Below are 24,199 nucleotides of genomic sequence, written 5' to 3' on the forward strand. Positions count from 1 at the left end.
GGTATTTCCCTCTTAACCTTTAATTCCGCTGCTGGTGACGCCCTGTACGAAGTAGCGCTGTGCCAGGAAGAAGACAATGATGGATGGCAGAATGGAGATGCTCGCCATTGCCAGAATTTCGTTCCACGGCGCCCCTTCGGTGACGTCGATGGACATTTTCAGCGCCAGTGCAATCGGGTATTTATCCACGCTGTAGACATAAATCAGCGGCCCGATAAAGTCGTTCATGGACCACATGAACTGGAACAGGGCGACGGAGATAATGGCCGGTTTAAGGATCGGCACAACCACGTACCACAGCACCTGAAGGGAGTTACAGCCGTCAATCTGCGCCGCCTCTTCCATGTCACGCGGGACGCCGCGCAGGAACTGGATCAGCATGAAGACGAAGAACCCCTGGGTGGCGAAGGCCAGCGGCAGGTACAGCGGCATATAGCTGTTCAGCATGCCCATTTCACGGAACATCAGGTACTGCGGGATCAGCAGCACGGTGCTTGGCAGCAGCATGGTGGTAATGAGCGTGGCGAACCAGAACTTCTTCCACGGGATCTCGAAGCGGGCAAAGCCATACGCCACGATGGTGGAGGAGATAATGGTCAGGATCACTTTCGGGATCACATACTTAAAGGTGTTCAGCATGTAGTGGCCGAAGTTGTACTCGGTGCCGGTTTTCCAGCCGTTGATGAAGCCGTCCCAGGTGGCATGGGCAGGCCACAGGCTCAGGGTGGTGAAGATCTCGTGGTTCGGTTTGAACGACGCGGAGAACATCCACACCAGCGGGTAAAGCATCAGCAGGCCGACAAACAGCAGGATCGCATAGCGAACGGTGGCATTGATTTTCTCTCTGCGCAGCGTACGGGCTACTTCGCGTTCGGCGATGCTTCTTGCCGTGGAGAGTTGTTGAATATCAGCCATTTTTGCCTCCTTTATCGGCGGAGTAGAACACCCAGTATTTCGACGACTTAAAGGCGATACCGGCGAAGACGGCCACCACCAGGAACAGGATCCACGCCAGCGCCGCGCCATAACCCATATCGAAATACTTAAACGCGGTGTCGTAGATGTAGAGCGAGAACAGGTAGGTCGAATAGGTCGGCCCGCCGCCGGTGATCACGTACGGCCCGGTAAATTCCTGGAACGCCTGCGTGGTCTGCATGATGAAGTTGAAGAAGATCACCGGCGTAATCAGCGGCACGGTCACCTTCATGAACATCTGCCATTTCGATGCGCCATCGATCATCGCCGCTTCATACTGGGACTGCGGTACGTTTTGCAGCGCGGCCAGGAAGATGACCATCGCGGAACCGAACTGCCAGACGCGCAGCAGGGTAACGGACATTAGCGCCAGTGACGGTTCACCCAGCCAGTTCACCGGGTCAAAACCAAATACGCCGATAAAGCTGTTCAGCAGGCCATCGATGGCAAATAAGGCGCGCCACAATACGGCAATGGCGACGGAACTGCCGAGGATCGACGGAATATAGTAGGCAGTACGGAAAAATCCGATGCCGCGTAATTTAAAGTTCAGGACAAAGGCAATCCCTAATGCGAAGGCGAGCTTTAACGGAATGGTTAAAAATACGTATGCAAAGGTCACGCCCATTGATTTCCAGAAGAGCGTGTCTTCGGTAAACATGTAGCGATAGTTTTCGATGCCGTTAAACACCGGCGGACTCATCAAATCGTAATCCGTAAAGCTGAGGAAAAATGATGAGACGAAGGGGAATGCCGTAAAGAGTATCAACCCGATGATGTAGGGTGATATCCATGCGAGCCCCAGCAGCTTGTTTTCATTCATACATACCTACCTGGCGATCAATGGTTTAAAACGGAATCTGCTTTGTTACATCTTCCCAGGCCAGCATCGCGCGGCATGAGAGCTGAATTTTAGGGTGCAATATCTGGCGTCGGCTAAATATAAAATTGTTTATTAACGCATTTTTGCCTTCCTCTTTGCGCTAAATGCGTTGGGTTTCAAAAGAGCTGAACCGCCGTTCTTGGATACTAAAACATCGTTTTATTTTATATTATTGCGATTTATTTCTGCGTCATTCGCTTAATGATGGAAATGTGATCAGCGTCGAAACGCTGTTTCAATATAGTGAGGGAGGTGGCATTTTTGCCTTTTCACGGACGTTCGTCGGGACTGCGAGGAGGCGATACGAAGCACAAGTGGAAACGGGAAAAACAATAGTCACGCAGCGTGGCTAACTACCAGATCTGATAGCAGGTCTACAGATGTACCAATTCGGCATTCAGATAATTCTTACATTCTTGTATGATTTCTTAAACCGGAACCAGTCAGGCAGAATTTCACTGCATCCTTAAAAGAAGAACAGTTATGTCAGCAATGGATTTCAAACAACATACGGATCTCAACTTTCCTCACTATGCTCCCCCGGCGGTCAGCGCTAAAGAAATAGATCTCCTGGGTCTGCTGGACGTCCTGCTGGCAGCAAAAAAACGCATCATTACCATTGTGTTTGCATTTGCACTGGTCGGCCTGGCAATCGCCTTCCTGATACCGCAAAAATGGACCAGTAAAGCGGTCATTACGCCAGCGGAACAGACGCAGTGGAGTTCGCTGCGCCAGATGATGGTGACGCTGCAGGTGCTTGATGTGGACGTTAAAGTTACCCGTGCGGATGTATTTAATCTGTTTATCAAAAAGTTTCAGTCTCAGTCCCTGCTTGAAGAGTACATGAAGAGCTCTCCTTACGTGATGGCTCAGCTCGATGGCGCCGAGGTTGACCCGCTGGAGCTGCACCGCGCGGTGGTCAATATCGCCGAAAAGATGAAGGCTATTGATAACACCCAGGAAAAAAATGCTGATAAAGCACCGTATCTCTCCTGGACGTTAAGCTTCACTGCCCCAACGGCAGAGGACGCGCAGAAAGTGTTGAATGGTTACATTCAGTACATTTCCCGCATCGTCGAGCAGGAGACCATGCAAAACATCCGCGATCAGCTGATCCTGAGAACCAAAACGGTTCAGCAGCAGCTGGAGCTGGATCGGGTTCGACTGACCAATATCCACAATACCAACCTGCAACGCCTTAACTACTCGCTTGAAGTGGCGAACGCGGCAGGGATCAAAAAGCCGGTTTACAGTAACGGACAAGCGGTGAAAGACGATCCGGATTACTCCGTCGCGCTCGGCGCGGACGGGATTGCGCAGAAATTGCAGATTGAAAAAAATCTGAAGGATGTTTCTGAGCTGAACGCCGATTTCCAGAACCGCGAATACTATCTGGCGCAGCTGCAAAAACTCTCCTTCGAAGACGTGAGCCTGGAGCCGTTCAAATACCAGCTCTCTCCTTCTATGCCGGTGAAAAAAGATGGCCCGGGCAAAGCACTGATCGTGCTGCTGGCGGGTATTCTGGGTGGGCTGTTCGCCTGTGGCAGCGTGCTGCTGCGCGAAGCAATGCGCTCCCGCAACCCGCTGCCGGAACAACTTCCTGAGCCGGTTACGGAATAACATGAAAAAAGGCGCTCTGATGAGCGCCTTTTTTTATTTCAGGAAATCCTCGCGTACCGGCGTAAAGGTATCCAGCAAGGTGCCGGGTTTGAGGCAAACGCAGCCGTGCATCACGTGCGGCTTTTTATAGAGAGTGTCGCCCGCCGTCACCACATGCTTTTCCTCGCCAATGGTGAACTCAAATTCCCCCGAGAGAACGTAGGTGAGCTGCTCATGCGGGTGGTTATGCAGCGGGCCAATCGCACCTTGCTCGAAATTCACTTCCACCGCCATCATCCTGCCGTCGTGCGCCAGAATACGACGCGTCACGCCGTTGCCCAAATCCTCAAGCGTGGTCTCTTTATGGAAAATAAACATATTTTCGCCCTGTCATGTAATGAAACATTGTTTCATTTAACTTATCTCAGCCGCAGCGAAAAGAAAACGTTTAGCCAAATAACTGGAAAGGCGATCACAAGTTTGCTTCACTGGGTGAAACGTACAGGAGGAAAGATGAAAACGATCGGTCTGTTAGGGGGCATGAGCTGGGAATCAACGATCCCGTACTACCGCCTGATTAATGAAGGCGTCAAACAGCGTCTGGGCGGTCTGCATTCGGCCAGCCTGCTGCTGCACAGCGTGGATTTCCATGAAATAGAAGCCTGCCAGTCGAGCGGGGAGTGGGACAAAGCCGGGCAAATGCTGGCAGACGCCGCACTTGGCCTGGAGCGTGCGGGCGCGCAGGGTATTCTGCTGTGTACCAACACCATGCATAAGGTGGCGTCGCATATTGAAGACCGCTGTTCGCTGCCGTTCTTACATATCGCGGATGCCACCGGGCGTGCCATACGTGCCGCCGGCATGACGCGCGTGGCGCTGCTGGGGACGCGCTACACCATGGAGCAGGATTTTTACCGCGGGCGGCTGAGTAGCCAGTTCGGGATTGAAAGCCTGATCCCGGAGGAGGCAGACCGGGCGCGCATTAACCAGATTATTTTTGATGAACTGTGCCTCGGCACCTTCAGCGAAGCTTCGCGCGCCTGGTACGTCAGCGTGATTGAGAAACTGGCGCAGCAGGGGGCGGAAGGAGTCATCTTCGGCTGTACCGAAATTGGCCTGCTGGTGCCGGCAGACCAAAGCCCGATACCGGTCTTTGATACCGCCGCCATCCATGCCGCGGATGCGGTGGAGTTTATGCTGTCATAAAGGTTTTTGCAGGTCAGGTAAGCGAAGCGCCACCTGACGCGCGTGCGCAATCAGGTGTTCACTAAAGGCATCAACCAGCGCTGAGGCGGGCCGGTGCAGCGGGCGGATCAGGCTTACGGTAAAGGGAACGGAAACGCTAAAACGGCGCAGAACCACGCCGCTGCTGGCGTAGTCCATAGCCGTGAGCGGGTTCACCACCGAAATACCCACGCCCGCGCGCACCATCGCGCAAATTGATGCCGCACTGTGCGTTTCCATCACCATCCGCCGCTTCACCTGATGTTCGGCAAACAGGCCATCCAGAAGCTGCCGGTAGCTGTCGGTCTGCGACAGGCTGATATAGTTCTCACCGTGAAAATCTGCCGGGGTCAGAACTGCTTTGAAAGCAAGCGGGTGGCTGGCAGGCAGCACGCAGACCTCATCCAGCGAGAGCAGCTCCGTGCGTTCCGTTCCCGCTGGCGTGACGAGGGTTTCGGTCAGACCCAGATCGTGGCGCTGGGCCGAAAGCCACTCCTCCAGCAGCGGCGACTCCTGCGGCACGATGGTCAGGCTGACCTCCGGATAGCGGGCCAGAAACGGCTGTAGCAGTACCGGCAGGAATGACTGAGAAAAGACCGGCAGGCAGACGATGGACAGCTCGCCCTGGCGAAACTCCCTCAGGCTCTCCGCCGCGCTCACGATCCTGTCCAGCCCGTACCAGGAGCGCTGAACCTCCTCAAAAAGACGTAAACCCTGCACCGTTGGATGCAGCCTGCCGCGGGTGCGTTCAAACAGCTTCAGCCCCAGCACTTTCTCAAAACGCGCCAGCTCGCGGCTGACCGTCGGCTGCGAGGTGTGCAGCATCTGCGCGGCTTCAGTGAGATTGCCGGTGGTCATCACCGCATGAAAAATCTCGATATGGCGTAGGTTAACGGCGGGCATAGGGCACCTGATGGCTGAGCGTGGTCCATATCATTTTTGCATAGACTCACGATAAAACGATATTTTTTATTCTCTTCAGGCTATGGCGTAATGATAAAAAACAGAATACCGGAGACGACCATGCCACGCCCGCTCAACCAGACCGAAACCGATTTAAACGCCGATAACCTGCTGCGCCTGCCTGCCGAATTCGGCTGTCCGGTGTGGGTCTACGATGCGCAGATTGTTCGCGAGAAAATCGCCGCGCTGCATCAGTTTGACGTGGTGCGTTTTGCGCAGAAGGCCTGCTCCAATATTCATATTCTGCGCCTGATGCGCGAGCAGGGCGTGAAGGTTGACTCCGTATCGCTGGGTGAAATCGAACGTGCGCTGGCGGCCGGGTTTGATCCAAAGGCCGATAGCGACGCGATCGTCTTCACCGCTGACCTGATAGACGACGCCACGCTGGCGCGCGTGCACGAGCTGCAAATCCCGGTGAATGCCGGTTCGGTGGATATGCTGGAACAGCTTGGGCAGGTTTCCCCGGGCCATCGCGTCTGGCTGCGCATCAACCCGGGCTTTGGTCACGGTCACAGTCAGAAAACCAACACCGGGGGCGAAAACAGCAAGCACGGGATCTGGTATGCCGATATGCCTGCGGCGCTGGAGGTTTTACAACGTTACAACCTTAAGCTGGTGGGTATTCACATGCATATCGGATCCGGCGTGGATTATGGCCATCTTGAGCAGGTCTGTGGCGCGATGGTGCGTCAGGTTATCGATTTTGGCCAAGATCTGGAGGCGATCTCCGCCGGGGGAGGGCTTTCGATCCCTTACCGCGAAGGGGAGGAGGCGATCGACACGGATCACTATTACGGCCTGTGGAGCGCCGCGCGTGACAGCATCGCCGCTCATCTGGGCCATGCGGTGAAGCTGGAGATTGAGCCGGGTCGTTTCCTGGTCGCCGAAGCTGGCGTGCTGGTGGCGCAGGTGCGGAGCGTGAAGGAGATGGGAAGCCGTCACTTTGTGCTGATTGATGCTGGCTTCAACGACCTGATGCGCCCGTCCATGTACGGCAGCTATCATCACATCACCGCGCTTGCCGCCGATGGCCGCGATCTGGTCAACGCCCCGCGCATCGAGACCGTTGTTGCCGGCCCGCTGTGTGAATCCGGTGACGTCTTTACTCAGCAGGAAGGCGGGAAAGTCGAAACCCGTTCGCTGCCAGAGGTAAAACCGGGAGATTATCTGGTGCTGCATGATACCGGTGCATACGGGGCGTCTATGTCTTCGAACTACAATAGCCGTCCGCTGCTGCCGGAAGTGCTGTTTGATAATGGCGTGGCGCGGCTGATTCGCCGTCGCCAGACCATTCAGGAATTGCTGGCGTTAGAGCTGGTCTGATTAAACCAGGGCCCTGTTGTCACCGAATCGCGTAACACCAGCGTGCCGGTGAACGGTGGGATCGCTTCAACCGGCTGGTTTTTTGCCAGCCGGATCGCCTGGTCGATCGCCGTCACGATCATGTTGTCGATCGGCAAATACACCGACGACAGGGCAGGCTCCAGCCACTTTGCGCTGGGGGCATCGTCAAAACCAAACAGCGAAATATCCTGCGGGATCTTCAGCCCGGCCTGGTGTAATGCTTTGGAGGCGCCCAGGGCCATATCATCATTACAGGCAAACAGGGCGCTGAACGATGTCTTTTCCGCAATCAGCTCCTTGCACAGCTCGTAACCCCGCGTCATGCCTGCATCGCCGTATTTAATCCGCCGCTCATCGAGACGAATACCGTGCTTCTCCAGCGCCTTACGGTAGCCCATCAGCCGCGCTTTACCCGTTGGGGTGTGGATCGGGACGGTGATACAGGCGATCTCCCGATGGCCCTGGCTTATCAGGTAATCCACCGCTTTGAAGGCTGCGTCCTGCTGTTCAAAGAAGACGCAGCGATCCGCCGCCTGGCTCACTTCGCGGTTAATGATCACCAGCGGCGTCTGCACGCTGTTGATCAGCTTCAGGATCGTCTTTTCGCTCATGTAACGCGTGTACAGCACGATGGCGTCGCACTTGCGGTCGGCGAGCATCTGCACCGCCAGTTCTTCCTGTTCAGGGGCATCGTGACCGTCGGTAACAATCAGCTGTTTACCGTGCGTTTCGGTCTGCCGTGACGCCTGCTGTAGCAAACGACCAAAGTAAAAACCGTCGAACGTCGAGACGACCAGACCGATGCTGTTGCTGGTCTGGTTAGCCAGCGAGCGCGCGAGAAAGTTCGGACGATAGCCCAGCTCCTCCATCGCGCGAAATACCTGCTGGCGCGTGCTCTCTTTAACCTGACCTGTGCCGTTCAGCACGCGCGAAACGGTGGCCTTCGACACGCCCGCACGCAGTGAGACATCCAGCATTGTTGCCATTCGAAATTCCTGTTTCCACGTAATGGTTTGCAGTTTAACACAGACCATCCGGCGCATAAGCGACGTGGGAAGGACAAAACCCCATAACGATCACGCTTTTCAGTAACGATCCTCGCCCGCGGAATAAATGCCTGTCATTGGTATACCAAAATGGTGATAAATCATAATCTGGAATACCTCTAACGGCGTTGGGAGCTTAATCACAGAACAAATCGCCTGTGGACGCTATTTTTGGCATACCAATAGTATCCGGCTGTACACCTTATTCAATAAAAGCCCTTTTACTGAGGTATTACCCTATGGCATTTCAGGAAAAACTGATCGACGCTCTGGGCAGTTTTGCCACTACCTTCAACAGCTATCGCTATATCCAGGCGATCAAGTCTGCGTTTATTACCTTAATGCCAGTCATCATAGTGGGGGCGTTCTCGGTATTGATCTCCAATATGGTGCTGGATCCGAAAAACGGTCTGGCGAGCTTTCAGTCGCTGTCGTTTCTCGCGGCCTTAAAGCCGATCACCAGCGCGCTCAACTATGCCACGCTGAATTTTCTCAACATCGGCGCGGTGTTTTTAATCGGCATTGAGCTGGGGCGTATTAACGGCATTAAGTCCCTGTTCCCCGGCCTGCTGGCGGTGATCTGCTTTATCTGCGTGACGCCGACCACGGTGGAAATGCTGGTGGACGGTGAGATGCACGTGGTGAAAGATGTGCTGCTGCGCCAGTTCTCAGATACCCGCAGCCTGTTCCTCGGTATGTTTATCGCCATCCTGTCGGTGGAGATCTACTGCTGGCTGGAAAACCGCAAGGGGCTGAAAATCAGGATGCCGGACACGGTGCCGCCGAACGTTGCCGCGTCGTTCTCTGCGCTGATCCCGGCCATTATCACCACCACCGCCATCGCCACCTTTGGCTTCGTGTTTCATCAGGTTACCGGCATGTATCTCTACGACGCGGTATACCAGGTGGTGCAACAGCCGCTGGAGCGCGTGGTGCAAAGCCTGCCGGGGATCCTGCTGCTGATGTTTGTCGCCCAGCTGTTCTGGGTGATTGGTATTCACGGCAACCAGATGATCAAGCCGATCCGCGAGCCGCTGCTGCTGGGGGCAATCACCGTTAACATGAGCGCGTTCGAGCAGGGCAAAGAGGTGCCAAACATCATCACCATGCCGTTCTGGGACGTCTATATGAGCATCGGCGGCTCCGGCCTGACCATCGGCCTGCTGATAGCCGTCATGATTGCCACCAAACGTAAAGAGATGAAGGAGATAGCCAAGCTCTCCATCGGGCCGGGTATTTTTAATATCAATGAGCCGGTGATCTTCGGTATGCCAATCATGCTCAACCCGATCCTGGCTATCCCCTTCATCATCACGCCGCTGGTGACGGGCTCGATTGGCTACTTTGCCACCGTGACCGGATTTGCCGGGAAAGCCGTGGTAATGGTGCCCTGGACCACGCCGCCGCTGATCAACGCCTGGCTGTCAACGGCGGGCTCCATGGGGGCGGTCATCACCCAGTTTATCTGCATCGTGACCGCGGTGATTATCTATCTGCCGTTTGTGAAAATTGCTTCACGCCGCGCAGAGCAGGCCGCACTGCAACAAGCCACCGATAACGCATGAGGATACGATGAGCACAAAACAGATAGCCATACCGCAAGATTTTATTCTGGGCGCGGCGGCATCGGCCTGGCAGACCGAGGGCTGGAGCGGCAAAAAGCCGGGGCAGGATTCGTGGATCGATCTCTGGTACATGAACGATCGTCACGTCTGGCATAACGGCTATGGTCCGGCGGTGGCAACCGACTTTATCAATCGCTTCCGCGAAGATGTAGCGCTGATGAAGCAGGCGGGACTGACGCACTATCGCACTTCGATCAACTGGTCGCGCTTTTTAACCGACTATGAAAATGCGACGGTAGATGAAGAGTACGCCGCGTATTACGACGCGCTGTTCGATGAAATGCACCGTCAAGGCATTGAGCCGATGATCTGTCTGGAACACTACGAATTGCCGGGCGTGCTGCTGGAGACCTACGGCGGCTGGGCGTCAAAGCACGTCGTCGAGCTGTTCGTTCGCTATGCGGAAAAGGTATTTGAGCGCTTTCACGGCAATGTCACCCGCTGGTTTACCTTCAACGAACCGATTGTGGTCCAGACGCGCGTCTACCTTGACGCGCTGCGCTGGCCCTATGAGCAGAGCACCAGCACCTGGATGCAGTGGAACCACCATAAGGTGCTGGCGACGGCGAAAGTGGTGAAGCTGTTTCGCGAGAAAGGGTATGACGGCACGGTGGGCTGTATTCTTAACCCGGAAGTGACCTATCCGCGCTCCCGCGCGCCGCATGACGTGCGAGCGGCAGAGATGTACGATCTGTTCTACAACCGCGTCTTTCTCGACCCGCTGGTGCACGGGCGCTATCCGCAGGCGCTCTTTACCCTGCTGGCGCAGCATCAGGTGCAGTGGGACTACACGGCTGACGAGCTGGCGCTGATTGCCGACAACACCGTCGATGAGCTGGGCATTAACCTCTATTACCCGCATCGCGTCAAAGCCCCGTCCCGCGCCTGGCACCCGGAGACGCCGTTCCATCCGGCGTACTACTACGAGCCGTTTGAGCTGCCCGGACGGCGTATGAACACCTCCCGCGGCTGGGAGATCTTTCCGCGCATTATTTACGACATGGCGATGCGGATTAAAAACGACTATCGCAACATTGACTGGTTTGTGGCGGAAAGCGGGATGGGCGTGGAGAACGAAGTGCAGTATCGCAATCGTGACGGTGTCATTGACGACACGTACCGCATCGCGTTTATCAGCGAACATCTCTACTACACGCTGCTGGCGCGGGAGGCGGGGGCAAACTGTCACGGTTATATGCTGTGGGCCTTCACCGACAATGTCTCCCCGATGAACGCGTTTAAAAACCGCTACGGGCTGATTGAGATCGACCTTGAAAATCAACGCGCACGGCGGGCAAAGAAATCAGCGTCCTGGTTCCGCCAGCTGCGCGATGAGCGTGTGCTGACGCTCAGGGTAGACGATGAATGGAAGTAAGCCTTCTGGTAAAATAGCGCACAAACTGGCCGGGAGGACGTCCGGCCCGCGCATTAATTGAAAAACACAGGTGAAAACGTGGATAAGGCTGTCATCCTGCCGGAAAAAAAACAGTACCAGGAGATTGGCGAGGATTTACGGGCGCAGATTATCCAGGGGCATTATCCCGTGGGATCGCGTCTGCCGCCGGAGCGCAACATCGCCGAGACGTATGGCGTCAGCCGCACTATCGTGCGCGAGGCGCTGCTGATGCTTGAGCTCCAGGGAACGGTGGATATTCGCCAGGGGTCAGGCGTGTACGTGATGCGCATTCCTGAAGAGCATGAAAACGAGGAAGAGCGTTTTCTGAACAGTGACGTTGGGCCGTTTGAAATTCTCCAGGCGCGTCAACTGCTTGAAAGCAACATCGCTGCCTTTGCCGCAAAAATGGCGACACGGGCGGACATCGACAACCTGCGCCGCATTATCGAGCAAGAGCAACGGGCGATTGCCGTCGACGATCGCAGCCAGGACAACAACAAAATGTTCCACCTGGTGCTGGCTGGGGCCACACAAAACCAGATGCTGCTGGCGACGGTTGAGAGCGTCTGGCATCACATGGACAGCAGTCCGCTGTGGCAGCAGTTCAATGGCCATATCGCCAGCCGCGCCTGGCGCCTGAAGTGGCTCGGAGACAGGCAAACCATTCTCGCTGCGCTCCGCCGCCGCGACGTGATGGGGGCGTGGCAGGCGATGTTCCAGCATCTTGAAAACGTCAAAAAGAGCCTGCTCGAGCTGTCAGACGAAGACGCGCCCGATTTTGACGGCTATCTCTTCGAATCGGTCCCTCTTTTCCAGGGGAAGCTGGTGTGAATATACTGCCGCTTCACGCTGCGCCGCAGTTTACACAGCAGGTGATCGACTGGATCTGGAACGCGTTTGGTGAAGGTATGCCGCGTGCCTTTTTCCAGAGCATTATCGAGCACAGCCTGACGCCAGGCGAGTTACCGCTCACCTTTATTGCCGTTGAGGATGACCAGCTGCTGGGCACCATTGGGTTGTGGCGTTGCGATTTAATTTCCCGGCAGGATCTTCATCCCTGGCTGGCTGCGCTGTATGTCGATGAAGCCGCGCGGGGAAACGGGCTGGCGGGAAAACTTCAGCAGCATGTTATCGGCTACGCGCGACGCGCCGGGTATCACGAGCTCCACCTCTGGTCTGCCTGCCGCGACTTCTACGAACGTTACGGCTGGCACTACATCGGTGATGCGCTGGAATACCCGGATAAAACCGTCCATCTCTATCGCTGTTCGCTCACGGCTTCCGCGGGCGATACCACCGAGTGACGGCGCACTAAGGTTGGGCTGAACAGGTGGGTAATTTCCGGTGGCGGGCGATGCTCGGCCAGCGCTAACGCCAGTTCTGCCGCCTGCGTTGCCATGGTCACGATCGGGTAGCGCACGGTGGTCAGGCGAGGGCGCACGTAGCGCGACACCAGCACATCATCAAAGCCAATCAGCGAAATTTCTGCCGGGACGTCGATTCCGTTATCATTCAGCACGCCCATTGCGCCGGCGGCCATGGAGTCGTTATAGCTGGCCACGGCGGTGAAATTCCGCCCGCGGCCCAGCAGCTCGGTCATCGCCTGCTCGCCGCCACTCTCATCCGGTTCTCCGTACGCCACAAGACGATCGTTGCACGGCAGACCGGCTTCGCGCAGCGCGTCGTAATAGCCCTGAAGGCGATCTTCCGCATCGGAAATTGGGTGGTTGGAGCACAGATAACCAATTCGGGTATGGCCCTGCTGGATCAGGTGACGGGTTGCGAGCCATGCGCCGTAACGGTCGTCGAGCGCCACGCAGCGGGTTTCAAATCCGGGAATAATACGGTTGATAATCACCATCCCCGGCATCTGTTTCATCAGATGGATCAGCTCGGCGTCGGGGATCATTTTGGCATGGACCACCAGCGCCGCACAGCGATGACGGATCAACTGCTCAATGGCCTGGCGTTCTTTCTGTTCATTGTGGTAGCCATTACCAATCAGCAGGAAATTACCGGTGTGATAAGAAACTTGTTCTACGGCTTTGACCATCGCACCGAAAAACGGATCGGATACATCCCCGACCACCAGCCCGATGGTTTCTGTCGACTGTTGGGCAAGGGCGCGTGCGTTGGCGTTAGGGTGATAATTCAGGTTTTCCATGGCGTCCTGCACGGCCTGGCGTGATGCATCACTCGCTTTAGGGGAGTTGTTGATCACGCGGGAGACGGTCGCGACGGAAACACCGGCCAGACGAGCCACATCCTTAATTGTCGCCATTCAATACCTTCTTATAGGGGTAAGCGTTTACACACTAACTAGTGTTGCGGAAAAGCGGCGCGCATTCAAGGGGAGCGGGTGGGCGTCCTCTGCAAACGTGAAGCAGAACATCCCTCGCGGTGTAATCGTTACACGGCCAGTCATGTCTGAATAATGTCAATCTGAACCTTTAGTTACACTTTGCCTCAGGCTGTTGCGATTGTCCGTTGGCAACGATGCGTTGTGAATTGCTAGAGTCGAGATCCCAGAGGTATTGATAGGTGGAATCAACTTCGGTTGATTAACACGATTTACACCAACCTGCGTTTTACGCAGGTTTTTTTTTGCCTGTAAGTTCAACCTGTAACAGCAAAAGAGATTATTCACACCTGGTTGCACTTCGGCTCATTCCCTTGCGTTTTCCTGCTGGCGAAGCCTGTCGCCGGAGGCCACAATCAAGATCCCAGAGGTATTGATTGGTGAGAATTCCTGGTACGTTTTCGTACTCTTCACTTGCACCAACCTGCGCGGATGCGCAGGTTTTTTTTCGCCTCTGTTTTTGCTATCGCTCCCTCACTACTTCTCGTGTAATCTGCCACCATTTATACCTTTCACACTGGCTGGCAAAGGGAGTTGAAATGCTTTTTGGGTTCTTCCGCACACTGTTTCGTGTCCTGTTTCGCATTCGCGTGACTGGCGATACGCAGGCACTCTATGGCGAGCGTGTTCTTATCACACCGAATCACGTCTCTTTTCTTGATGGCGTATTGCTGGCGCTGTTTTTGCCCGTGCGGCCCGTCTTCGCAGTGTACAGCTCCATCAGTGAAAAATGGTACATGCGCTGGCTCAGGCCGCTTATTGATTTTGTCCCGCTCGACCCTACCAAACCGATGATGATTAAACATCTGGTGCGTCTGATTGGGCAGGGGCGTCCGGTGGTTATCTTCCCGGAAGGGCGGATTTCAGTGACGGGCTCCCTGATGAAAATTTACGACGGGGCCGGTTTTGTCGCGGCGAAGTCTCAGGCCACCGTCGTGCCGCTACGCATCGACGGGGCTGAGCTGACCTTTTTCAGCCGTCTGAAAGGGCTGGTGAAGCAGCGTCTGTTCCCGAAAATTACGCTGCATATATTACCGCCGACGTCACTGCCGATGCCCGAGGCGCCGCGCGCGCGTGACCGCCGTAAAATCGCCGGGGAAATGCTGCATCAGATTATGATGGAAGCGCGCATGGCCGTACGCCCGCGCGAAACGCTGTATGAATCGTTGCTGTCGGCGCAGTATCGCTACGGTGCGAAGAAAAACTGCATCGAAGACATCAACTTTACGCCGGATACCTACCGTAAGCTGTTGACCAAAACGCTGTTTGTCGGGCGTATCCTGGAAAAGTACAGCAAACAGGGCGAAAAGATCGGCCTGATGCTGCCAAACGCGGGTATCAGCGCGGCGGTGATCTTTGGTGCCGTCTCCCGAGGCCGCATTCCGGCGATGATGAACTACACGGCGGGCGTGAAAGGGCTCTCCAGCGCGATTACCGCAGCACAAATCAACACCATCTTTACCTCCCGCCAGTTCCTGGACAAAGGCAAGCTGTGGCACCTGCCGGAACAGCTGACGCAGGTGCGCTGGGTGTTCCTGGAAGATCTGAAAGCAGACGTCACGACCGCCGACAAGCTGTGGATTTTCGCGCACCTGCTGATGCCGCGTCTGGCGCAGGTTAAGCAGCAGCCGGAGGATGATGCCATTATCCTCTTTACCTCCGGCTCTGAAGGCAACCCGAAAGGTGTGGTTCATAGCCACAAAAGCATTCTGGCAAACGTCGAACAGATTAAAACCATCGCTGATTTTACCGCCAACGATCGCTTTATGTCGGCGCTGCCGCTGTTCCACTCATTTGGTTTGACCGTGGGTCTCTTTACGCCGCTGCTGACCGGTGCCGAGGTGTTCCTCTACCCAAGCCCGCTGCACTACCGCATTGTGCCGGAGCTGGTTTATGACCGTAACTGCACGGTGCTGTTCGGGACGTCCACCTTCCTCGGAAATTACGCGCGCTTCGCCAACCCGTATGATTTCTTCCGCGTGCGCTACGTGGTGGCGGGGGCGGAAAAACTCCAGGACAGTACGCGCCAGATCTGGCAGGACAAGTTTGGCCTGCGGATTCTGGAAGGCTATGGCGTGACGGAGTGCGCGCCGGTGGTCTCCATCAACGTTCCGATGGCGGCGAAACCGGGAACGGTTGGCCGCATTCTGCCGGGGCTGGACGCGCGTCTGCTGGCGGTGCCGGGTATTGAAGACGGCGGACGTCTTCAGCTGAAAGGGCCGAACGTCATGAACGGCTATCTGCGTGTGGAAAACCCGGGCGTGCTTGAGGCGCCGACTGCCGAGAACGTCAATGGCGAGGTTGAAACGGGCTGGTACGACACGGGCGATATCGTGCGCTTCGACAATCAGGGCTTCGTGCAGATCCAGGGACGTGCAAAACGCTTCGCCAAGATCGCCGGGGAAATGGTCTCTCTTGAAATGGTCGAGACGCTGGCGACCGCAGTCTCGGCGGAGAAAATGCATGCGACCGTGGTGAAAAGTGATGCCAGTAAAGGCGAGGCGCTGGTGCTCTTTACTACTGACGGTGAACTGAAGCGTGATGCGCTTCTCAGGTATGCGCGCGAACATGGTATCCCCGAGCTGGCGGTCCCCCGCGATATTCGTTACCTCAAACAGTTACCGGTGCTGGGCAGCGGTAAACCCGATTTTGTGACCCTGAAGGGCATGGTTGAAGAGGCGGAACAGCATAATGCGTGAGTCAGTACACACTAACACTTCAATCTGGTCGAAAGGCATGCTGGCGGTTATCGCCGCCCAGTTTCTTTCCGCGTTTGGCGATAACGCGTTGCTGTTTGCTACGCTGGCGTTGCTGAAAGCTGAGTTTTATCCCGACTGGAGCCAGCCGATCCTACAGATGGTGTTTGTGGGTGCTTACATTGTATTTGCGCCGTTTGTTGGCCAGGTGGCGGACAGCTTCCCCAAAGGTCGGGTCATGATGTTTGCCAACAGTCTTAAGCTTCTGGGCGCGGCAAGCATCTGCTTTGGTATCAACCCGTTTGTCGGCTACACGCTGGTGGGCATTGGCGCGGCCGCTTACTCTCCGGCGAAGTACGGCATTCTGGGGGAGCTTACCACCGGTGATAAGCTGGTGAAGGCCAACGGCCTGATGGAGTCCTCCACCATTGCGGCGATTCTGCTGGGTTCGGTGGCGGGCGGTGTGCTGGCAGACTGGCACGTGCTCGCCGCGCTTGGCATCTGTGCCCTGATGTACGGCGGCGCGGTGATCGCCAACCTGTTTATCCCCAAACTGGCCGTGGCGCGTCCGGGACAATCCTGGCGCTTCGGGCCAATGACCGGCAGCTTCTTCAACGCCTGCCGCGTACTGTGGCGTAACGGTGAAACACGCTTCTCGCTGATGGGCACCAGCATGTTCTGGGGGGCCGGCGTTACGCTGCGTTTCCTGCTGGTGCTGTGGGTGCCGGTGGCGCTGGGTATAACAGACAACGCCACGCCGACCTACCTGAATGCCATGGTCGCCGTCGGGATTGTGGTCGGGGCCGGGGCTGCGGCCAAACTGGTAACGCTTGAAACCGTTGCGCGCTGCATGCCTGCAGGGATCCTGATCGGCGTCGGCGTTCTGTTCTTCTCCCTGCAACATGCCATATTGCCAGCCTATGCCCTGTTGTTACTGATCGGCGTATTAGGCGGTTTCTTTGTGGTGCCGCTCAACGCGCTTTTGCAGGAGCGCGGCAAGCAGACCGTCGGGGCTGGCAACGCCATTGCGGTGCAAAACCTTGGCGAAAACATGGCGATGCTGCTGATGCTGGGGATTTACTCGCTGGCGGTAAAAGCAGGTGCGCCGGTTGTGGCAATCGGGGTGGGGTTTGGCGCACTGTTTGCGCTGGCGATTACCGGGCTGTGGGTCTGGCAGCGTCGGCGGTGATATCTTTGCCTGGTGGCGGCTCCGCCTGACCCGGCCTACGTTTCGTGATGTTGGCGGATTTTGTAGGCCCGGTAAGGCAACGCCGCCACCGGGCAAATCGTCAACTTAAGGTGCCGGGTAAGTATAAACCTGATGCACCGCTTCAATCTCCGCTAAGACCTCTTCACTCAGGTTCAGGTGGAAACTCTCAATATTGGTTTTTAACTGATCCATTGTCGTTGCGCCGAGCAGGGTACTTGCCACAAACGGCTGACGACGCACGAAGGCCAGCGCCATCTGCGCCGGATCGAGTCCGTGACGCTTCGCGATATCCACATAGGCCGCCACGGCTTTTTGCGTCTGCTCGCCGCTATAGCGGGTGAAGCGGCTGAAAAGCGTGTTACGCGCGCCAGCCGGTTTCGCGCCGTTCAGGTATTTGCCCGTTAGGGTTCCGAAGCCCAGGCAAGAGTAGGCTAGCAGCTCCACCTCTTCGTACTGCGTCACTTCCGCGAGACCCACTTCATAACTGCGGTTCAGCAGGCTGTACGGGTTCTGGATGGTCACGATCCGCGGCAGGTCGTGTTTATCGGCCAGATGCAGATAGCGCATTACGCCAAACGCCGTCTCGTTGGAAACGCCGATGTAGCGGATCTTACCCGCGCGCTGGCATTCCGTAAGCGCCTCCAGTGTTTCCAGCAGGGTGACGGCCGGAGCACTCTCGTTCCAGGTGTAGCCAAGCTTACCGAAGCAGTTCGTCGGACGCTGCGGCCAGTGCACCTGATAAAGATCGAGATAGTCGGTTTGCAGGCGCTTGAGGCTGGCATCCAGCGCAGCACGGATATTCTTGCGATCGAGGATCTGGTTAGGGCGGATCCCGGCATCGTTATTACGGGAAGGGCCGCTAACCTTAGAAGCGATGACCAGCTTTTCGCGATTGCCGCGTTTCGCCAGCCAGTTGCCGACATACGTTTCGGTAAGACCTTGAGTTTCCGGGCGGGGAGGAACTGGGTACATCTCCGCCACGTCAATCAGGTTAATGCCCTGGCTGACGGCGTAATCGAGTTGTGCATGGGCATCGGCTTCGCTGTTTTGTTCACCAAATGTCATGGTGCCTAACCCCAGCTGGCTGATCTCCAGAGCGCTATGGGGGATACGGTGATAATGCATAGCCGGTTTCCTTTTTTAGACATACAGACCGCGTCAGGAACCTCCCGACAAAGGAATATAAACATGGCAGAGGGAAGGCAAAAGGGGAAGGAAAAAATCAAAAAGGCCAGCAAGCTACTGACCTTTATCTGTTTAACGCTCGATGATCTGGGAGACTTCGTCGCGATTAATTTGCATTTGATTGCCTTCGCGATCGCGGTAACTCACCAGACCGGTATCGTCGTCGACTTCGGGTTTGCCATCGGTCAGGATCATACGACCATCTTTCGTTGACATGACATAGTCGCTGCTACAACCCGATACCGCAAACGCTAAACCGACTGCTGAGATAATTACTGCCCATTTTTTCATCGTTCTCATCCTCACCTGGCTCGTATCAAATCATAGTGTAGTAATAACCTGATATTACGACAGGTGAAAGGGGGGAAATCTTAAAAAGGAGGAGATTATGTTAGCCGGAGCGCAAAATTGGTAAAAAACTATGTTTTCAACAGGAAGTGTCGTGCCAGCAGTGCACCGGTGAAATTCTTTTTAAGATAGAAGCCGCGCGGCAGCGTCAGGATCGGTTCGCCCTGTGCACCTACCGCTTCAGTGAGCGCTTTGCTGTTGGCGGCTTTGGGACGGAGTTGCAGCACTTCGCCATGCCGGGCGGTGATCTGCTCAACCTGTCCCAGCACAATCATGTCCATCAGCTCTTCCCAGTCCTGGGAAAGCTGTCTTTCTTCTTCTTCATCCGGGCTCCAGAGCAGCGGGGCGCCAACGCGACGCTCTGCCAGCGGGATCTGCCTGTCACCCTCAACGGGTACCCACAACACCCGCTTCAGCTTATGCCTGACGTGGCTGGTTTCCCATGTCACTCCGCTATTACCCGTTAGCGGCGCAACGCAGACAAAGGTAGTTTCCAGCGGCCGCCCCAGGCTATCAATGGGGATCGTCTTCAGTTCCACCCCCAGCGCCGCAAAATCTTGCTCGGGTTTACTGCCCGCGCTTGCGCCCAGCCAACGTTCAAGCAACACGCCGATCCAGCCTTTATCGCGCTTCAGATCGTTGGGTATCGTCAACCCCGCCATCACGGCCAGCTCGCCCAGTGCATAGCCTGCCAGACGTTGTGCCTGCTGGAGCAACTGGGCTTCACTGACGGGAGGAGAGAGCAGTGGGGCGAGAGAATGCATGCTGACAACCTTTTGGTTAAAAAATGAACTGATATTTTATCCCTTGTGGATAGAGTTTACTTTTTTCTGAGTATATATTCCATGTGGATGATTTATATTATGTTTTTTAGGAATGCATCCCGTCGCGGCATGGCTAAAAAACAGGTTGTGCAATTCTGGTCACTGACAATAAACAGGATCTTACACCATGTTATCCACAGAAAAATGGGATAACTGGGAATAACCGCCACTACTGTTTCAATTTACAGCCTTGACGTGCGATGAAAATCGAATTTTCACACAAATTGTGCCTAACTTATTGGCACAATCTGTGGATAAAACCGACGCTGTTCGATCTTTCATCACCAGGAAGATCTTTGATGTGACGATCGTCAAGTTAATCGCCTTTGATACCCTAAATTTACGTTTAACTGTATGAATTTAAATGATTTATTTTAAGTGATGAAAATTGCCGATTCGCCGGGCCACAAGGTTGTTCATCGGTAATTCCATACTTCTTCACAACTATATCCACAGAAAAGGTGAATAAAAATGGTCTCAGTCGCCCTCATCTGTTTATAACTCCTCACAAAATTGTGAGTTATTCAAATGTTATTAGGTTGCAGGCCTGTAAGAGAGTGGTTTACCGCCTCCCTGTAGTGTGAAACAATCATTCATATATCAGATTTAGTTTGGGGTAGTCCGGTGATTGATGACGATGGCTACCGCCCAAACGTAGGAATAGTAATTTGTAATCGTCAGGGCCAGGTGATGTGGGCCCGGCGATATGGTCAGCACTCCTGGCAGTTCCCGCAAGGCGGGATCAATCCTGGAGAGTCCCCAGAACAAGCGATGTACCGGGAGCTGTTTGAAGAGGTTGGTTTAAGCCGAAAAGATGTTCGCATCCTGGCTTCGACCCGCAACTGGTTGCGTTACAAGTTACCGAAACGTTTGGTGCGTTGGGACACAAAGCCGGTTTGTATCGGCCAGAAACAGAAGTGGTTTCTTTTGCAGTTGGTGGGCAACGATTCAGATATCAATATGCAAACCAGCAGCACGCCAGAGTTTGATGGCTGGCGCTGGGTAAGCTACTGGTATCCGGTTCGTCAGGTCGTGTCATTCAAGCGCGATGTATACCGTAGGGTGATGAAAGAGTTCGCAAGTGTCGTGATGCAGCTTCAGGAGACGACTCCGAAGCCACAGAGCGCACCTGCCTGGCGACGTAAAAGAGGTTAAGCTACGCAAATCATGCTCACCCGCTTGCGAGAAATAGTTGAAAAGGTCGCCAGTGCGCCTCGCCTCAACGAGGCGCTGAATATTCTGGTGACGGACATCTGTCTTGCGATGGAAACCGAGGTCTGTTCGGTCTACCTGGCCGACCATGACCGACGTTGCTACTACCTTATGGCAACCCGCGGATTAAAAAAACCACGGGGACGTACCGTCACGCTCGCGTTTGATGAAGGTATTGTTGGCCTGGTCGGGCGACTGGCGGAGCCAATCAACCTTGCCGATGCGCAAAAACACCCCAGCTTCAAATATATCCCTTCCGTCAAAGAAGAGCGTTTCCGCGCGTTTCTTGGCGTACCGATTATTCAGCGCCGCCAGCTGCTTGGCGTGCTTGTTGTTCAGCAGCGCGAGCTGCGCCAGTACGATGAAAGCGAGGAGTCCTTCCTCGTCACGCTGGCAACGCAGATGGCGGCGATCCTCTCTCAGTCCCAACTGACAGCCCTTTTTGGTCAGTATCGTCATACGCGTATTCGCGCGCTTCCGGCCTCGCCGGGGGTCGCTATTGCCGAAGGCTGGATGGATGCCACGCTCCCGCTGATGGAGCAGGTCTACGAAGCCTCGACGCTGGATGAAGCGCTTGAGCGCGAACGGCTCACCGCTGCGCTGGAAGAGGCGGCGAATGAGTTTCGTCGCTACAGCAAACGCTTTGCCGCTGGCGCGCAAAAAGAGACGGCGGCCATTTTCGATCTCTACTCACACCTGCTTTCCGATGCGCGTTTGCGTCGTGAGTTATTTGCCGAGGTCGATAAGGGGTCGGTGGCAGAGTGGGCGGTTAAAAAGGTCATTGAAAAATTTGCCGAGCAGTTTGCGGTACTGACTGACGGCTATCTGAAAGAGCGCGCCGGCGATTTACGCGCGCTTGGGCAACGTCTGCTGTTCCACCTCGATGATACTATTCAGGGGGCGAATGCCTGGCCGAACCGGTTTGTGCTGGTGGCCGATGAACTCTCGGCGACGACGCTGGCGGAATTACCGCAGGACAGGCTGGCGGGCGTGGTGGTGCGCGATGGCGCAGCTAACTCCCATGCCGCCATTATGGTGCGTGCGCTCGGTATTCCGACCGTGATGGGGGCGGATATTCAGCCCTCCGTACTACATCGCCGTACGCTGGTGGTGGACGGATATCGCGGTGAGTTGCTGGTGGATCCTGAGCCGGTTCTCCTTCAGGAGTACCAGCGTCTTATCAGCGAAGAGAATGAATTAAGCAAGCTGGCGGAAGATGACGTCAACCTGCCCGCGCAGCTCAAGAGCGGTGAGCGGGTGAAGGTGATGCTCAACGCGGGGTTAAGCCCCGAGCATGAAGAGAAGCTCGGCAGCCGCATCGATGGCATTGGTCTCTACCGCACCGAAATACCGTTCATGCTACAAAGCGGCTTCCCGTCAGAAGAGGAGCAGGTTGCGCAGTATCAGGGCATGTTGCAGATGTTTAACGACAAACCCGTCACGTTGCGCACCCTCGACGTCGGCGCGGATAAGCAACTGCCCTATATGCCCATCAGTGAAGAGAATCCCTGCCTCGGCTGGCGTGGGATCCGCATTACCCTCGATCAGCCGGAAATTTTCCTTATCCAGGTTCGTGCGATGCTGCGTGCCAACGCGGCCACGGGGAATCTCAGCATTTTGCTGCCGATGGTCACCAGTATTGACGAGATCGACGAAGCGCGGCGGTTGATTGAACGTGCAGGGCGCGAAGTGGAAGAGATGATCGGCTACGCGATCCCTAAACCCCGTATTGGCGTGATGCTGGAAGTGCCTTCGATGGTCTTTATGTTGCCGCAGCTGGCGACCCGCGTTGATTTTATCTCCGTTGGCACCAACGACCTAACGCAATACATTCTGGCGGTCGATCGCAACAATACCCGCGTGGCTAGTATCTACGACAGCCTGCATCCGGCGATGCTTCGTGCCCTGGCGATGATCGCCCGCGAAGCCGAGCAGCATAATATCGACCTGCGCCTGTGCGGTGAAATGGCCGGCGATCCGATGTGCGTGGCGATCCTGATTGGCCTCGGTTTCCGTCACCTGTCAATGAACGGACGTTCCGTTGCGCGTGTGAAATACCTGTTACGTCACATCGAACAAGATGAGGCGCATGAGCTGGCCGCGCGTAGCCTGGAAGCACAGCTGGCAGCCGAAGTGCGCCATCAGGTGGCGGCGTTTATGGAGCGACGCGGCATGGGCGGTTTGATCCGCGGCGGCCGCTGATCCCCACAAAATAATGACTGCTCGGACGACCCCCTCTCCCTTGAGGAAGAGGAATGGGGTGAGGGGGAACAGCGCGCATAAAACCCTATACACATCTTTTACATCTCAGGCGCATCCTCCGCGCCTGCCTTATGCTATGATTCGCAACTTTGGAGCACCTGCCAACGGCGGGAATGCAATTCAGCCGCTGTCCACTTTCAGCGGAATAACAACATCTTGTGGTGACAGATGAACAGTGGTTATCTGCATTTTCCGGAATTCGATCCGGTTATTTTCTCAATAGGACCTGTAGCGCTTCACTGGTACGGACTGATGTACCTGGTGGGCTTCGTCTTTGCCATGTGGCTTGCTGGTCGTCGCGCCAGTCGTCCGGGCAGCGGCTGGACGAAGAACGAAGTGGAAAACCTGCTTTATGCTGGCTTTCTTGGCGTATTCCTGGGCGGGCGCATCGGCTATGTCCTGTTCTACAACTTCCCGGTATTCCTGAACGACCCGCTCTATCTGTTCCGCGTCTGGGACGGCGGCATGTCCTTCCACGGCGGACTGATTGGTGTGATCCTCGTGATGGTGATCTTCGCCAAACGCACCAAACGTAACTTCTTCCAGGTGGCTGATTTTATTGCGCCATTAATCCCGTTTGGGCTGGGTGCAGGGCGTCTGGGCAACTTCATCAACGGTGAACTCTGGGGGCGTGTCGATCCGAGCGTGCCGTTTACCATGCTGTTCCCGGGCTCCCGCGCAGAGGATATCGCGCTGCTGCCTTCGCATCCTGAGTGGCAGTCCATTTTCGATACCTACGGCGTTCTGCCGCGTCATATGTCTCAGCTTTATGAGCTGGCGCTGGAAGGTGTGGTGCTGTTTATCATCCTGAATCTGTATATCCGCAAACCGCGCCCAATGGGGGCAGTATCTGGTCTGTTCCTGATTGGCTACGGCGCGTTTCGTATCATCGTCGAGTTCTTCCGCCAGCCGGATGCACAGTTTACCGGCGAGTGGGTACAGTACATCAGCATGGGGCAGATCCTCTCCATTCCGATGATTGTCGCGGGTGCCATTATGATGATTTGGGCGTATCGTCGTCGTCCACAGCAACAACTTTCCTGAGGAA

General features: G+C 55.5%; 21 protein-coding genes and 1 pseudogene. 12 read left to right on the forward strand and 10 right to left on the reverse strand.

Features of this window, described 5'->3' with window-relative positions; genetic code table 11:
- Nucleotides 1-12: 12 nt before the first annotated feature.
- Both ACNQ0T_RS04905 and ACNQ0T_RS04910 read right to left on the reverse strand, forming a co-directional pair.
- Complete coding sequence (locus ACNQ0T_RS04905) at nt 13-915, reverse strand: carbohydrate ABC transporter permease (RefSeq protein WP_022649251.1); 903 nt, start codon at nt 913-915, stop codon at nt 13-15.
- The gene (locus tag ACNQ0T_RS04910) at nt 908-1,798 is read right to left on the reverse strand and encodes a carbohydrate ABC transporter permease (RefSeq protein ID WP_003862825.1); all 891 of its coding nucleotides are present in this window, start codon (nt 1,796-1,798) and stop codon (nt 908-910) included. Before ACNQ0T_RS04910 ends, ACNQ0T_RS04905 begins: the two co-directional genes overlap by 8 nt.
- A gap of 543 nt (nt 1,799-2,341) precedes the next feature.
- Here ACNQ0T_RS04910 and wzz(fepE) point away from each other — a divergent pair.
- A complete protein-coding gene (gene wzz(fepE) / locus ACNQ0T_RS04915; RefSeq protein ID WP_023298520.1) occupies nt 2,342-3,478 on the forward strand; it encodes an LPS O-antigen length regulator Wzz(fepE) in 1,137 nt (378 codons plus the stop codon).
- Nucleotides 3,479-3,511: 33 nt separating this feature from the next.
- On the opposite strand, the gene ACNQ0T_RS04920 is transcribed toward wzz(fepE), so the two are convergent.
- On the reverse strand, nt 3,512-3,835 hold the full coding sequence (locus ACNQ0T_RS04920; RefSeq protein ID WP_022649249.1) for a cupin domain-containing protein: 324 nt from the start codon (nt 3,833-3,835) through the stop codon (nt 3,512-3,514).
- A gap of 135 nt (nt 3,836-3,970) precedes the next feature.
- Here ACNQ0T_RS04920 and ACNQ0T_RS04925 point away from each other — a divergent pair, with 135 nt between their 5' ends.
- Entirely contained in the window at nt 3,971-4,663 is a 693-nt protein-coding gene (locus ACNQ0T_RS04925; protein ID WP_023306862.1) for an aspartate/glutamate racemase, read from the forward strand.
- Here ACNQ0T_RS04925 and ACNQ0T_RS04930 read toward each other — a convergent pair.
- On the reverse strand, nt 4,658-5,584 hold the full coding sequence (locus ACNQ0T_RS04930) for a LysR family transcriptional regulator (RefSeq protein ID WP_022649247.1): 927 nt from the start codon (nt 5,582-5,584) through the stop codon (nt 4,658-4,660). The genes ACNQ0T_RS04925 and ACNQ0T_RS04930 overlap by 6 nt on opposite strands.
- A 120-nt stretch (nt 5,585-5,704) precedes the next feature.
- Here ACNQ0T_RS04930 and lysA point away from each other — a divergent pair, with 120 nt between their 5' ends.
- On the forward strand, nt 5,705-6,967 hold the full coding sequence (gene lysA / locus ACNQ0T_RS04935) for a diaminopimelate decarboxylase (RefSeq protein ID WP_017692727.1): 1,263 nt from the start codon (nt 5,705-5,707) through the stop codon (nt 6,965-6,967).
- Here the strand turns inward: lysA and ACNQ0T_RS04940 are convergent.
- Complete coding sequence (locus ACNQ0T_RS04940) at nt 6,937-7,974, reverse strand: LacI family DNA-binding transcriptional regulator (RefSeq protein WP_022649245.1); 1,038 nt, start codon at nt 7,972-7,974, stop codon at nt 6,937-6,939. The genes lysA and ACNQ0T_RS04940 overlap by 31 nt on opposite strands.
- Before the next feature lie 299 nt (nt 7,975-8,273).
- On the opposite strand from ACNQ0T_RS04940, the gene ACNQ0T_RS04945 reads away from it, so the two are divergent.
- The 4 genes from ACNQ0T_RS04945 to ACNQ0T_RS04960 all read left to right on the forward strand — a co-directional run bounded on the left by ACNQ0T_RS04945 (nt 8,274) and on the right by ACNQ0T_RS04960 (nt 12,359).
- Complete coding sequence (locus ACNQ0T_RS04945) at nt 8,274-9,599, forward strand: PTS sugar transporter subunit IIC (RefSeq protein WP_006811828.1); 1,326 nt, start codon at nt 8,274-8,276, stop codon at nt 9,597-9,599.
- 7 nt (nt 9,600-9,606) lie between these two features.
- The gene (locus ACNQ0T_RS04950; RefSeq protein WP_193131760.1) at nt 9,607-11,034 is read left to right on the forward strand and encodes a glycoside hydrolase family 1 protein; all 1,428 of its coding nucleotides are present in this window, start codon (nt 9,607-9,609) and stop codon (nt 11,032-11,034) included.
- Nucleotides 11,035-11,112: 78 nt separating this feature from the next.
- A complete protein-coding gene (locus ACNQ0T_RS04955) occupies nt 11,113-11,886 on the forward strand; it encodes a GntR family transcriptional regulator (RefSeq protein ID WP_022649243.1) in 774 nt (257 codons plus the stop codon).
- Nucleotides 11,883-12,359 carry a GNAT family N-acetyltransferase gene (locus ACNQ0T_RS04960; protein WP_063150162.1) on the forward strand — a complete coding sequence of 159 codons (477 nt, stop codon included), beginning with the start codon at nt 11,883-11,885 and terminating at the stop codon, nt 12,357-12,359. Before ACNQ0T_RS04955 ends, ACNQ0T_RS04960 begins: the two co-directional genes overlap by 4 nt.
- Here the strand turns inward: ACNQ0T_RS04960 and galR are convergent.
- Entirely contained in the window at nt 12,314-13,336 is a 1,023-nt protein-coding gene (gene galR / locus ACNQ0T_RS04965) for an HTH-type transcriptional regulator GalR (protein WP_003862806.1), read from the reverse strand. The two genes, ACNQ0T_RS04960 and galR, sit on opposite strands and share 46 nt — an antisense overlap.
- Nucleotides 13,337-13,953: 617 nt before the next feature.
- Here galR and aas point away from each other — a divergent pair.
- The gene (aas, locus tag ACNQ0T_RS04970) at nt 13,954-16,113 is read left to right on the forward strand and encodes a bifunctional acyl-ACP--phospholipid O-acyltransferase/long-chain-fatty-acid--ACP ligase (RefSeq protein ID WP_063150163.1); all 2,160 of its coding nucleotides are present in this window, start codon (nt 13,954-13,956) and stop codon (nt 16,111-16,113) included.
- Nucleotides 16,106-17,299: a lysophospholipid transporter LplT gene (gene lplT / locus ACNQ0T_RS04975; RefSeq protein ID WP_417929698.1), complete on the forward strand. Its 1,194-nt coding sequence runs from the start codon at nt 16,106-16,108 to the stop codon at nt 17,297-17,299. Before aas ends, lplT begins: the two co-directional genes overlap by 8 nt.
- Before the next feature lie 105 nt (nt 17,300-17,404).
- Here lplT and ACNQ0T_RS04980 read toward each other — a convergent pair whose 3' ends face one another.
- The 4 genes and pseudogenes from ACNQ0T_RS04980 to ACNQ0T_RS04995 all read right to left on the reverse strand — a co-directional run.
- Nucleotides 17,405-18,445, reverse strand: a complete 1,041-nt coding sequence (locus ACNQ0T_RS04980; RefSeq protein WP_015571754.1) for an NADP(H)-dependent aldo-keto reductase — start codon at nt 18,443-18,445, stop codon at nt 17,405-17,407.
- A 132-nt stretch (nt 18,446-18,577) separates the two neighbouring features.
- Complete coding sequence (locus ACNQ0T_RS04985) at nt 18,578-18,796, reverse strand: YgdI/YgdR family lipoprotein (protein WP_003862794.1); 219 nt, start codon at nt 18,794-18,796, stop codon at nt 18,578-18,580.
- Between the two features lie 128 nt (nt 18,797-18,924).
- Nucleotides 18,925-19,617: a DNA mismatch repair endonuclease MutH gene (gene mutH / locus ACNQ0T_RS04990; protein ID WP_022649239.1), complete on the reverse strand. Its 693-nt coding sequence runs from the start codon at nt 19,615-19,617 to the stop codon at nt 18,925-18,927.
- A gap of 155 nt (nt 19,618-19,772) precedes the next feature.
- Nucleotides 19,773-19,847 (reverse strand): annotated as a pseudogene (locus tag ACNQ0T_RS04995) (hypothetical protein); the annotation flags it as partial.
- Between the two features lie 454 nt (nt 19,848-20,301).
- Here ACNQ0T_RS04995 and rppH point away from each other — a divergent pair.
- From rppH to lgt, 3 genes are all read left to right on the forward strand, one after another.
- Nucleotides 20,302-20,832 (forward strand): RNA pyrophosphohydrolase, encoded by a 531-nt coding sequence (gene rppH, locus ACNQ0T_RS05000; RefSeq protein WP_032622373.1) that lies wholly within the window; start codon nt 20,302-20,304, stop codon nt 20,830-20,832.
- A gap of 12 nt (nt 20,833-20,844) precedes the next feature.
- Entirely contained in the window at nt 20,845-23,091 is a 2,247-nt protein-coding gene (gene ptsP, locus ACNQ0T_RS05005) for a phosphoenolpyruvate--protein phosphotransferase (protein WP_023306854.1), read from the forward strand.
- 228 nt (nt 23,092-23,319) lie between these two features.
- Nucleotides 23,320-24,195, forward strand: coding sequence for a prolipoprotein diacylglyceryl transferase (gene lgt, locus ACNQ0T_RS05010; RefSeq protein ID WP_022649236.1), 876 nt, complete (start codon nt 23,320-23,322; stop codon nt 24,193-24,195).
- Nucleotides 24,196-24,199: the final 4 nt, after the last annotated feature.

The organism is Enterobacter cloacae complex sp.6700776, from assembly GCF_048284255.1.
In the GTDB taxonomy this organism is placed as follows: Bacteria; Pseudomonadota; Gammaproteobacteria; order Enterobacterales; family Enterobacteriaceae; genus Enterobacter; species Enterobacter intestinihominis.